The 12,632-nt window shown below is 33.0% G+C and carries 11 protein-coding genes; 10 read left to right on the top strand and 1 reads right to left on the bottom strand.

Going from position 1 to position 12,632, the window contains the following annotated elements:
- The first annotated feature begins 30 nt into the window (after window positions 1–30).
- The 9 genes from ACIQ66_RS03465 to ACIQ66_RS03425 all read left to right on the top strand — a co-directional run bounded on the left by ACIQ66_RS03465 (window position 31) and on the right by ACIQ66_RS03425 (window position 10,393).
- A complete protein-coding gene (locus tag ACIQ66_RS03465) occupies window positions 31–1,500 on the top strand; it encodes an APC family permease (protein WP_396211414.1) in 1,470 nt (489 codons plus the stop codon).
- Between the two features lie 191 nt (window positions 1,501–1,691).
- A complete protein-coding gene (locus ACIQ66_RS03460; protein WP_396211413.1) occupies window positions 1,692–2,852 on the top strand; it encodes a homogentisate 1,2-dioxygenase in 1,161 nt (386 codons plus the stop codon).
- 77 nt (window positions 2,853–2,929) lie between these two features.
- On the top strand, window positions 2,930–4,090 hold the full coding sequence (gene hppD, locus ACIQ66_RS03455) for a 4-hydroxyphenylpyruvate dioxygenase (RefSeq protein ID WP_396211412.1): 1,161 nt from the start codon (window positions 2,930–2,932) through the stop codon (window positions 4,088–4,090).
- Between the two features lie 289 nt (window positions 4,091–4,379).
- Window positions 4,380–5,153, top strand: coding sequence for a DUF3108 domain-containing protein (locus ACIQ66_RS03450; protein WP_396211411.1), 774 nt, complete (start codon window positions 4,380–4,382; stop codon window positions 5,151–5,153).
- On the top strand, window positions 5,153–6,067 hold the full coding sequence (locus tag ACIQ66_RS03445; RefSeq protein WP_396211410.1) for a tryptophan 2,3-dioxygenase family protein: 915 nt from the start codon (window positions 5,153–5,155) through the stop codon (window positions 6,065–6,067). Before ACIQ66_RS03450 ends, ACIQ66_RS03445 begins: the two co-directional genes overlap by 1 nt.
- Window positions 6,068–6,157: 90 nt before the next feature.
- A complete protein-coding gene (locus tag ACIQ66_RS03440; protein WP_396211409.1) occupies window positions 6,158–7,384 on the top strand; it encodes a peptidoglycan DD-metalloendopeptidase family protein in 1,227 nt (408 codons plus the stop codon).
- Between the two features lie 250 nt (window positions 7,385–7,634).
- Window positions 7,635–9,278, top strand: a complete 1,644-nt coding sequence (gene pgi, locus ACIQ66_RS03435) for a glucose-6-phosphate isomerase (protein WP_396211408.1) — start codon at window positions 7,635–7,637, stop codon at window positions 9,276–9,278.
- A gap of 85 nt (window positions 9,279–9,363) precedes the next feature.
- Entirely contained in the window at window positions 9,364–9,795 is a 432-nt protein-coding gene (locus ACIQ66_RS03430; RefSeq protein WP_396211407.1) for a hypothetical protein, read from the top strand.
- A gap of 79 nt (window positions 9,796–9,874) precedes the next feature.
- On the top strand, window positions 9,875–10,393 hold the full coding sequence (locus tag ACIQ66_RS03425; protein ID WP_396211406.1) for a septal ring lytic transglycosylase RlpA family protein: 519 nt from the start codon (window positions 9,875–9,877) through the stop codon (window positions 10,391–10,393).
- Between the two features lie 435 nt (window positions 10,394–10,828).
- Here the strand turns inward: ACIQ66_RS03425 and ACIQ66_RS03420 are convergent, their stop codons facing one another.
- Entirely contained in the window at window positions 10,829–11,296 is a 468-nt protein-coding gene (locus ACIQ66_RS03420) for a CYTH domain-containing protein (RefSeq protein WP_396211405.1), read from the bottom strand.
- A gap of 140 nt (window positions 11,297–11,436) precedes the next feature.
- On the opposite strand from ACIQ66_RS03420, the gene dinB reads away from it, so the two are divergent.
- Complete coding sequence (dinB, locus tag ACIQ66_RS03415) at window positions 11,437–12,519, top strand: DNA polymerase IV (protein ID WP_396211404.1); 1,083 nt, start codon at window positions 11,437–11,439, stop codon at window positions 12,517–12,519.
- The last annotated feature ends 113 nt before the right edge of the window (window positions 12,520–12,632 follow it).

Here is a 12,632-nt window from a genome sequence, read left to right as displayed (position 1 = left end):
TTTGAACACAATAAACTAAAAAACTACATTATGTCTATTTGGAGAGTTAAACCCGTATCTGCCTTTGAAGCTGATATGAAAAAGAGTGAATTAAAGAAAGTTTTAGGGAAATGGAGTCTTACGGCAATAGGTGTAGGAGCTATCATTGGAGGTGGAATCTTTGTTTTAACAGGAACAGGGGCTTATTATCATGCAGGACCAGCTTTAGCATTATCTTTTATTATTGCAGGAGTTGCTTGTGTTTTTGCTGCACTTTGTTATTCTGAATTTGCCTCTATTTTGCCTGTTGAAGGTTCGGCTTATGCTTATGCTTATGGAACAATTGGTGAAATTTTCGCTTGGATTATAGGATGGGGTTTAATATTAGAATACGCAATGGGATCTATGACTGTCGCTGTATCTTGGTCAGGCTATTTCAATAAATTATTAAAAATGTTTGGAATAAAGCTTCCCGAATGGTTAACCACTGATCCAGGTAGTTATACAGGAGATGGTTTTTCTATGAATTTACCAGCTTTTTTAATAGTGCTTTTTGTTATTTCAATTTTAATTAAAGGTACTCAAAGCGCCGCAAAAGCGAATAACTTGATTGTTATTATGAAGGTGTCTGCAATCATATTCGTTATAATTGCTGGAGCTTTTTTTATCAATCCAGAAAATTGGTCTCCATTTATTCCAGAAGCCACTCAAATTATAGAAAAGAATACCATCCATGAAGCATATGGGTTTGGGGGTATTGTATCTGGTGCTGCAGCAATTTTCTTTGCTTACGTAGGTTTTGATGCTGTTTCGACACAAGCAGGTGAGGCAAAAAATCCAAAGAAAGATGTCCCTTTTGCAATTATAGCTTCTTTACTAATTTGTACATTGTTGTATATTTTAGTTTCACTTGTACTAACTGGAATGATGAATTATCAAGATTTTAATCCGCTTGGAAAATATCCAGATGCTATAAAAGCACCTGTAGCTTATGCTTTTGATATAGCTGGACAAGCTTGGGCTGGTTACATTATAACAATTGCAGCAACAGTTGGTTTAATATCGGTTTTAATGGTAATGATTATGGGACAATCAAGAATTTTTCTTGGCATGTCAAAAGATGGTCTAATTCCTCAAGTATTTTCTAAAGTTAATCCTATTTCAGGAACGCCAAAAACTAATCTTATGATTTTGGGTGCGGTTATAGCAACAGTAGCTGCTTTTACGCCAATAAACAAGTTAGCAGATATGACGAGTTTCGGAACCTTGTTTGCCTTTACAATGGTATGTGTAGCTGTTTGGATGTTAAGAATTAAGCAACCTAATATCGAAAGAACTTTTAAAGTTCCTGCATTGCCTGTGATAGCAATATGTGGTATTTGTATTAATACTTATTTAATGATTAATCTTAGTATGGATGCGCAATTATTATCTTTAGGTTGGTTATTAATAGGTGTAATTGTTTATTTCCTATATGGTAAAAGAAATGCAAAACTTGGAAAACAAGAAAATGTTGAATAAAAAAAAGCCACTTTTTAGTGGCTTTTTTTTATTTTTTACGATATTTGTTTTATGAAAAAATGGGACAGCCTTTTAATCTATTTAAAATTCCTCATCAAGAGAAATCCTGAATGAGTTGATTCTTTTTGAGTATTAACGAAAGATAGGTTCTCCTAAACTTTTAAACTTTTAAATTTTTAAACAAAAAGAAAATGCCATTTTATCACAAACTTGGAAATATACCACCTAAACGTCACACACAATTCCGAAAACCAAACGGCGATTTGTATTACGAACAGCTTTTTGGAACTGTCGGTTTTGACGGAATGTCAACCAATTCCTATCACGAGCAACGACCAACACAAGTAAAAGAGATTCGCTCTCAATATAGTGTTGCGCCAACTATTGCAAAGTCAAACAATATTCAATCTTATAAATTAAGAGGTTTTGATGTTGCACCACAAGACGATTTTTTAGAAAGTCGTAAAATTGTATTGACCAATTCCGATTGTCACATAGTTCTTGCAGCTCCAAGAAAATCAACAACCGATTATTTTTATAAAAACACCGATTCTGATGAAATGATTTTTATTCATCAAGGATCAGGAAAATTAAGAACTATCTACGGAAATCTTGATTTCAAATACGGTGATTATCTAATCATTCCTCGTGGAATTATCTACAAAATCGATTTTGACACCGAAGAAAACCGTTTGTTTATAGTTGAATCACATTCTCCAATTTACACTCCAAAACAATACCGCAATTGGTTCGGACAGTTATTAGAACATTCCCCATTTTGCGAAAGAGACATTCGTCGACCACATGAATTAGAAACCAATAATGAAGTAGGTGATTTTATAATTAAAGTAAAAAAGAAAGACGAAATTTTCGAAATGGTTTATGCAACACATCCATTTGATGTTGTAGGATATGATGGCTTCAATTATCCTTACGCACTTTCAATACATGATTTTGAACCCATAACAGGGAGAATTCATCAACCACCACCAGTACATCAAACTTTTGAAGCTAAAACATTTGTAGTTTGCTCTTTTGTACCTAGGCTTTATGATTATCATCCATTATCTATTCCTGCGCCATACAATCACAGTAATATTGATTCAGATGAGGTTTTGTATTATGTAGATGGCGATTTTATGAGTAGAAATGATGTAAAACCTGGAAACATTTCGCTTCATCCAGCAGGAATTCCGCATGGCCCACATCCAGGAGCAGCAGAAAGAAGCATTGGAAAAAAAGAAACGATTGAGTTAGCCGTTATGGTGGATACTTTCAAACCTTTAATGGTTACCGAAGAAGCTATGAAAATTGCTGATGAAACCTATTACCTATCTTGGTTGGATAAATAAAATAATTTTTTAGAAAATATTTTTTGAATAAAGTTGAATCTTATATTCTTAATACTTTCATCTTAATACAAAACAAAATGAGCAAAGAAGTAAAATCCGTAGATTACGGACTAGAAAAGATATTCAGTGGAGCACAAGATTTCCTTCCACTATTAGGAACAGATTATGTTGAATTTTACGTTGGAAACGCAAAACAATCAGCACATTATTACAAAACGGCATTTGGGTTTCAATCACACGCTTACCGAGGATTGGAAACAGGCTCTAAAGATTCTGTAAGTTACGTTTTAAAACAAGACAAAATCCGTTTGGTTTTGACAACACCATTAAATAGTAATTCACCTATTAATGAACATTTGCGCAAGCATGGCGATGGTGTAAAAGTAATTGCACTTTGGGTTGAAGATGCAAAATCTGCATGGGAAGAAACGACAAAACGTGGCGCTATTTCTTTCATGGAGCCTATAATTGAAAAAGATGAACATGGAGAAGTTGTTCGTTCAGGAATTTACACTTATGGCGAAACCGTTCATATATTTGTAGAAAGAAAAAATTACAACGGTGCATTTTTACCAGGTTTTGTTGAATGGAAATCAGAATACAATCCAGAACCACTTGGATTAAAATATGTAGATCACATGGTAGGAAATGTGGGTTGGAACCAAATGAATCAATGGGTAAAATGGTACGAAGACGTTATGGGATTTGAAAACTTCCTTTCGTTTGATGATACTCAAATTCATACTGAGTATTCTGCTTTAATGAGTAAAGTAATGAGTAACGGTAACGGAAGAATAAAATTTCCGATAAACGAACCTGCGAAAGGAAACAAAAAATCACAAATTGAAGAATATTTAGATTTTTATGAAGATTCGGGTGTTCAGCATCTTGCTGTTGCAACTGATGATATAATTAAAACCGTTGCAGGATTAAAAGCTCGTGGAGTAGAATTTCTTCCACCACCACCACAAGCGTATTATGATGACATTCCAAACAGATTGGGAGTTCACAGAGATATGATGAAAGAAGATATCAAAGAATTGCAAAGACTTTCTATTCTAGTTGATGCCGATGAAGATGGTTATCTTTTACAAATATTTACCAAACCAGTTGAAGACAGACCAACTTTATTTTTTGAAATAATTCAAAGAATGGGTGCAACAGGATTTGGCGCAGGTAACTTCAAAGCACTTTTTGAGTCAATCGAAAGAGAACAAGCGCTGAGAGGAACGTTGTAAAACCGCAATTTATTAAACAATTAGCAGGCTATATCGTTGTAGTGCATATTGAATTATGAAATAAATGTTAAAATTGATTTTTTATTGATGATATATCAAAAAAACGTTTTACATTTGCATCAGAAATAAAAGGGGTGGTTCCCTATTATTTTTTATAAATTTTTCATAATTTATAGTTTTTTGGTTGGTTAATAGCATAAAAACTCTATCAATTTTTGATGGAGTTTTTTTGTTTTAGTACATTTGGAACAAAAATTGCATTAGATTTATAGAATAAAAAAATCATAAAATGAAAAATTTTCTTTTAGTAGCACTATTACTGGTTACTGTAAGTTTTAATAATCAAAAACAAGCTTCATTTGATGTAGGCGAATGGTTTAAATTTAGAATACATTACGGTGTTGTAACAGCAGGTTATGCAACTGTTGAGGTAAAAGAAGCCTTAAAAAACAATAAAAAAGTTTTTCATGCCGTAGGAAAAGGTTATACAACCGGAATGACAAAGTTTTTCTTTAAAGTTGAAGATAATTACGAAAGTTATTTTGACAAAGTTACAAGCAAACCATATCAATATGTAAGAAAAATTGACGAAGGCGGTTACAAAAAAAATCAAGAAGGTTTTTTCAATCAAGACAAAAATACTATATTAGTTAAAGATTATAAAAATAAAACAGAGAAAACGTTTACAACTCCTGAAAATGTTCAAGATATTTTATCAGCTTTTTACTATTTAAGAAATCATCCCAACATAGACAAGCTAAAAGAAGGCGAATCTATTATTGTCGATATGTTTTTTGACGATGAAACTTTTAAGTTCAAATTAAAATATATTGGTAATGAAGATATTGAAACAAAATTTGGAACTGTTCCAGCCATGATTTTTAGACCTTTGGTTATGTCAGGAAGGGTTTTTAAAGAAGAAGAAAGTGTAACCGTTTGGATTTCAGACGACGAAAATAAATTACCAATACGAATTAAAGCAAGTCTTGCCGTTGGTTCTCTAAAAGCCGATTTAGAATCTTTTAAAGGATTAAATAATTCTTTCAAAATAAAAATGAAATAATGAACTCACAAACAACACAACTAATTTCAGAATTAGAAGAAAAATTTAATGCCATAAATCAAAATACAAACACACATCTTGAAGGTTTACTTTGGTCAAAACCAATTACTTATTGGGATTATATCCAAACCGATGCATTACTAAATCTACAAACTCAAAAAACCATTTTGCCCGACGAAATGGTTTTTATTATGTACCACCAGGTTAATGAGTTATTGTTCAAAATGGTTCTTTGGGAAATCAAACAAGTTTGCCTTTGCGATAAACCAACAACCAAGTTTTTTACCGAAAGACTAACTAGAATTTCTCGTTATTTTGACATGCTTACAACTTCATTCGATATTATGGGAGACGGAATGGAAATTGAGCAATACATGAAATTCCGAAATACATTAACGCCTGCCAGCGGATTTCAATCTGCACAATATCGTCTGATCGAATTTTCTTCAACCGATTTAATCAACCTTATTGATTACCGTTTCAGAGCAACTATTGATAGAAATACCCCTTACTCTCACGCTTTTGAGCATCTTTATTGGCAAGCAGCTGGAAAAGACCATACAACAGGCGAAAAATCTTTTTTAATTCTTGAATTCGAAAGAAAATATAAAGAAGAGTTTTTGCGTTATATGGAAGAATATAACACAATAAACCTATGGCAAATATTCAAACAATTACCCAAAGAAGACCAAAAAGATGCTGATTTAGTTGCCGCTATGCGTCATTATGACAGAACAGTAAATATCACCTGGGTTATGGGACACTTGAATGCAGCCAGAAAATATATTGGTGACGGAAATGCAACTGGAGGAAGCGATTGGAAAAAATACATGCATCCAAAATACCAACGAAGAATTTTCTTTCCAGAACTTTGGAGCGAAGAAGAACTAAAAAACTGGGGAGAAGATGCCTAATTTTTTTATTTGCCCCGTTTTTCTTAACTTCGTATAATGCTTTCAAGAGAAAAGTCCTTTCTTGTTGACAATGTGGTAATTAAAAAATAGTTGAAAAAAATAACGTTAATAGTATTTCTGCTTCTTTCTTTTTCTGCTTGTAAAAAAGCCGAAGAAGATTTTATTATTGAAGATATTGAACCACGCAAACCAATCGTTGATTTCGGATTCAAATATGACGATTTCAATGTGCATTATGATACCATTGGACACCGAGATACTTTTGAAAGAATTCTGAAAAAACAAAACCTGAATGGCAAAAAAGTCGCCGAAATAATTGATATTGTTAAAGACTCATTTCCAACACAAGTTCGTTTTATGCGCCCTTATGTTTGCCTGCGTTCTAAAGACAAATACCACAAACTTCAATATCTAATCTACCAACCTAATCGATTAGATTATTACTTAATTGATTTGACCGATTCTGTTGTTGGATTCAAAAAATCTAGACCTTTATCTTTCAAAATAAGAACAATTGCTGCTAGAATAAATGGTTCATTAGCATCAACACTTAAAAAAGAAGGAATAGATGCTTCCTTGTCTAAAAAAATAACCAAAGTTTATGCTTGGTCTATCGATTTCTTCAAGTTACGCCGTGGTGATAAATTTGCCCTAAGCTTTACAGAAAGATACATAAACGATACACTTTACGACGGAATCGATTCGTTAAGAGCTGCTTTTTTTGAATACAAAGGCGAAAAAATTTACGCTTTTCCGTACACACCAAATGACAAATCAAGCAAAGTCGATTACTACGACGAAAACGGAAAAACATTAAAAAATTATTTCCTAAAAGCACCTTTAAAATTCGTTAATATCACTTCACGTTTTTCTAAAAACCGCTTTCATCCAGTTCAACTTCGCTGGAAACCTCATAGTGGCACCGATTATGCCGCGCCATCTGGAACACCAATTATGACAACTGCTGCGGGTGTTGTAGAACAAACAGGTTATACAGCCGGAAACGGAAATTTTGTAAAAGTAAAACACGACAAAACCTATTCTACTCAATATCTTCACATGTCCAAAATTTTGGTACGTCGTGGCCAAAGCGTTCGACAAGGCGATATTATTGGAAAAGTAGGAAGTACTGGGCTTGCAAGTGGTCCGCACGTATGCTATCGTTTCTGGAAAAACGGAGTACAAGTTGATGCGCTTAAACTCAAATTACCCAATTCTATCCCAATGGATAAAAGACATTTACCGAAGTTTTTACAATACAGAAAACCTCTCAAACAAGAACTCGATAGCGTAGCTTTAGCTAAATTTGGTTATTAATTTCTAGAGAAGCTAATCCTTCTTTTCGTTACAATCTTGCCTATTAACAACCGTTTTTCTAAGCCATAAAAGGAGCTTCTTAGGTCGCTCTTTTACAGCAAGAAAAAACAAGTTGGAAATAGAGCAAGGATTTTCACTGCAAACACGAAGTGTTCATCGAACACCTATGAAAAAAAATGATTTAGTGAGGTAATAAGGGCTAAAAAATTCCCAAACAATGATTACTTTTGCACATCGAAAATTATAAAAAATGGCACTACAAAATACAAATCCTACTACAACAAAAGCTTGGGAAAAATTGCAACAACATTTTCAATCCATGCAAACAACCTCTATGAAAGAAATGTTCTCTGAAGATGCTTCAAGAGCTGCAAAATTTCATATACAATGGGAAGATTTTCTAGTAGATTATTCTAAAAACAGAATCAATCAAGAAACCATCAATTTATTGCTAGAATTAGCAAACGAAGTCAATCTAAAACAAGCAATTGCAAGCTATTTTGATGGACAATCCATTAATCAAACCGAAAATAGAGCGGTTCTTCACACTGCATTGCGAGCGCCAGAAAAAGCAACCGTTTTGGTAGATGGAAAAAACATAATGCCCGAAGTTTACGAAGTAAAAAACAAGATAAAAACATTTACCAACGAAGTAATTTCGGAACAAAGAAAAGGATATACAGGAAAAGCATTTACTGATATTGTAAATATTGGAATTGGCGGTTCAGACCTTGGTCCAGCAATGGTTGTTGAGGCTTTGCAATTTTATAAAAACCACTTAAATGTACATTTTGTTTCCAATGTTGATGGTGATCATGTAAACGAAGTAATCAAAAAAATAAATCCAGAAACAACCTTGTTTGTGATTGTTTCTAAGACATTTACAACACAAGAAACCTTAACTAATTCTGAAACCATAAAAGAATGGTTCTTGAAATCGGGCCAACAAGAAGATATTGCCAAACATTTTGTTGCCGTTTCAACAAACATCCAAAAAGTAACCGAATTTGGTATCGATTCGAACAACATATTCCCAATGTGGGATTGGGTTGGCGGACGTTTTTCACTTTGGAGTGCAGTTGGTTTGTCAATCAGTTTAGCGGTTGGTTTTGATAATTTTGACCATTTGCTAAAAGGTGCAAACAAAATGGACAATCATTTCAAATCAGAATCATTTGACCAAAATATTCCTGTAATTCTAGCTTTGTTAAGTGTTTGGTACAACAACTTTTTTGGAGCAGAAAGTGAAGCGCTTATTCCATACACACAATATTTACAAAAACTAGCTCCTTATTTACAACAAGGAATAATGGAAAGCAATGGAAAAAGTGTAGGTCGCGACGGAAAAATAGTGAATTACCAAACTGGAACTATCATTTGGGGCGAACCAGGAACAAATTCACAACACGCTTTCTTTCAACTAATTCACCAAGGCACAAAATTAATCCCTACAGATTTCATAGGGTTTGTAAAACCTTTGTATGGCGATAAAGACCATCATGACAAATTGATGTCTAACTTTTTTGCTCAAACAGAAGCATTGTTAAATGGTAAAACCCAACAACAGGTTCAAGCCGAGTTTGATAAACAAGGAGTTGCTGCCGAAAAAGCTGCTTATCTTTTACCTTTCAAAGTTTTTGCAGGTAATAAACCAACCAATACATTGTTAATAAACCAACTAACACCAGAATCTTTAGGTTCATTAATAGCTTTGTACGAACATAAAATTTTTGTACAAGGAATTATTTGGAACATTTTTAGTTATGACCAATGGGGTGTTGAATTAGGAAAACAATTGGCTAATTCAATTCTTGACGAAATAAATTCTAAAGAAGTTAAAAAGCATGATGATTCGACCCAAATGCTAATTACTTATTATTTGAATCGTTCATAAATTGATAAAAAAAAGCTAAAACACAAAACTCAATATGTTTTTTTTGAGCTTTTTTACTATATTTGAAATCCTAAAAAAATAATTTATGTACACTTTTATTCAAAAATTTCATTCTGGCTGGGCTTATTTAGTGCTTTTATTACTAGTTCTTGCTGTTGTAAATTCCTTTCTTGGATTATCTTCCAAAAAAGATTTTAGTGCTAAAGATAGAAAAATTGCTCTTTTTGCCTTAATTTTTACTCATGTTCAATTAGTAATAGGATTTATTCTTTATTTCGTTTCTGAAGTTGGAATGAAAGCTTTTTCAACCCAAGGAGCAATGAAAATTCCAGAATTAAGATTAACAATGTTAGAACATCCATTAATCAACATTATCGGAATTGTACTTATCACAATTGGTTGGTCAACACATAAAAAACAAGAGAGTAGTAACGGGAAATTCAAAAAAATAGCCATTTTTTACGGTCTAGGATTACTTTTAATTTTAAGTCGAATCCCATGGTCATTATGGTTTTAAAAACTTAGAAAGTCCTGAATAAGGGCTTTTTTTATCCATTTGGGTATGGTTTTTGTAAAAAAGTTATAAACGCTAAAAAATGAAAAAATATTCTATAACCTATATACTTCTGGTCGTCACAAATTTATTTTGCATTTCTTTTTATGCGCAAAAAACTCAAATTCAACCAAGTAAATCCACTCCAAAAGTTGAAAAAACTACAATCGCTGTAGATACACTCAAAAAAGGAAAAGAAATTGAATTAGAGAGCAATGACAAAACAATTGATACACTTATTGTCGAAAAAGGAAAATTTAAACTTCATAAAAAAAACGCACACGCTTCTTATTACGCCAATAAATTCAACGGAAGGCGAACAGCAAGCGGAAAAAAATTTAGTAATAACGGAATGACTTGTGCTCACAAAAAACTTCCTCTTGGCACAAAACTAAAAGTAACCAACGAAGTAAACAAAAAATCTGTCTATGTAGAAGTAACCGATCGCGGTCCATACGTAAAAGGGCGTGAACTAGATTTATCAAGAAGAGCTTTTATGGAAATTGCTCACAATAAAGGTTCGGGCTCTGTAAATGTGACTATTGAAATACTTCAAAAATGATTTTAAAAAAGAGTTTATCTTCCTTTTTTCAACCTTATTTTTGCTAATTACTTTAAGTTGTTCTTCTACCCAAAACGCTTCTGTTAAATTCTACAAAAGCAATCTAGAAGCTTCCTATTATAAAGACAAATTCAACAGAAGAAAAACTGCAAGTTGCCCAGCTTGGCAAAGAGTTCCCATGAAAAGCTCCGCAAATGTCTCCTGACTTTGCGGTTTTTATATTTTAAATGGCTATAACTTAAAGTTTAAATCAAATCCAGATGATTTTGCCAGCTGGGATTACCATTCAAAAAAAACTAGAGAAATCGATTTATATAAAAAAGCATTTATGCAAATTATTGAAAACAAAAATAACGGCAGTTTAACCGTAAAAATTGAAATTCTAAATTAAGTTTTAGCCCAATTTGTGAAAATTTGCCTAATTTTTGGTTGTGCTCACCACTTTGTAAAAGGATTGTTGCTTAAGTAAGCATTGTAATATTTCTCATCGTTTGTAACTTCTTTTCCCAACCAACTTGGTTTTTTAAACACTTCATCTTCGCTTTCCAATTCTATTTCGGCCATTACTAATCCTTCATTTTCGCCAAAAAACTCATCTACTTCATAAACATGATCGCCAACTTTCACTTCATAACGAATTTTTTCAATCGCTCCTTCTTCGCATAATTTTAATAAAGCCGTTGCTTCTTCTAGAGGTATCATTTTTTCCCATTCAAATCTCGACATACCGCTTTTATTTCCCTTTCCTTTAATGGTAATAAAGCCATCCTTGCCATTTGTCCTAATTCTCACCATTCTTTCAGGATTTGAGCTTAAATAGCCTTGTATGATGCTTTTTTTAGCATAAGCTTCGTTCTTAAACTCAAAACTTGTTACAAGAAACTTTCTTTCTATTTCTATCATTTTTTAGGAGCTTTATCCTGCTATACGTTCCAATCTTTTCTTTTTTAAAGAAAAAAAGAAAAGGATTTCCACTGCTATCAGGGCTAGATTACGTAACAAAGATAAAAAAACGAATGCTACTTTTTGATTAAATTTGTAACATGCAAGAACCAATTCCAAATAGAAAAATTATTCATGTCGATATGGATGCATTTTATGCCTCGGTCGAACAATTGGATAATCCCGAATTGCGAGGAAAACCGCTTGCTGTTGGTGGTTCTGAGCATCGTGGCGTTGTTTCTGCGGCAAGTTATGAAGCTCGAAAATTTGGCGTTCGTAGCGCATTAAGTGGCACTTTAGCCAAAAAATATTGTCCAGAGCTTATATTTGTACGACCACGATTTGATAGATACAAAGAGATTTCTAACAAAATTAGAAACATTTTTCACGATTATACCGACCTGGTCGAACCACTTTCGTTAGACGAAGCTTATCTTGATGTAACTATTAACAAAAAAGGAAATCCAAGTGCCAGCTTGATAGCGCAAGAAATAAGAAAACGTATATATGACGAATTGGGTTTAACAGCTTCTGCTGGTATTTCTATTAATAAATTTGTTGCCAAAGTAGCTTCTGATTATAATAAACCCAATGGACAAAAGACAATTGGTCCAGACGAAGTAATTCCGTTTCTTGAGCAATTGCCCATTAGAAAATTCTACGGTGTTGGAAAAGTTACTACCGAAAAAATGTACCAACTAGGTATTTTTACGGGTTTAGATTTAAAAAACAAATCGCTAGAATTTCTAGAAAAACACTTCGGAAAAGCGGGCACTTTTTATTACAATGTAGTTCGTGGTATTCATAATGGTCAAGTTAGGTCAAATCATATCGCCAAATCAGTTGCTGCCGAACATACTTTCAACGAAAATTTAACGTCAGAAATCTTTATGCTCGATAAATTGGAAAGAATAGCAGCCGAACTAGAAAGAAGATTAAAAAAGCACAATATTTCGGGGAAAACAGTCACACTCAAAATAAAATACAGTGATTTTTCGCAGCAAACACGAAGTAAAACCTTGCCTTATTTTATTTCAGACAAAGCATTAATGCTAGAAACTGCCAAAGAACTTTTGTTTCAAGAGCGCATGAAAGAATCGGTTCGACTTCTCGGAATTTCGTTAAACAATCTCAATACCGAAGTCAAAAAAACCGTTGAAGTTCAATTGAAATTTGATTTTTAATACAATTGTCACACTGAGTGCAGTCGAAGTGCTTTTACTAAAAAGGGTTTTATTTTTATATTTATATAGCCCATTTTAAACAAAAAACCTGCTTTTTATATTTTAAAGCAAAA

The sequence above is a fragment of the Flavobacterium sp. genome, assembly GCF_044377315.1.
GTDB lineage: Bacteria > Bacteroidota > Bacteroidia > Flavobacteriales > Flavobacteriaceae > Flavobacterium.
Note: the sequence above shows the minus strand (reverse complement) of the source record. Positions and strands in the feature narration are given on the sequence as shown.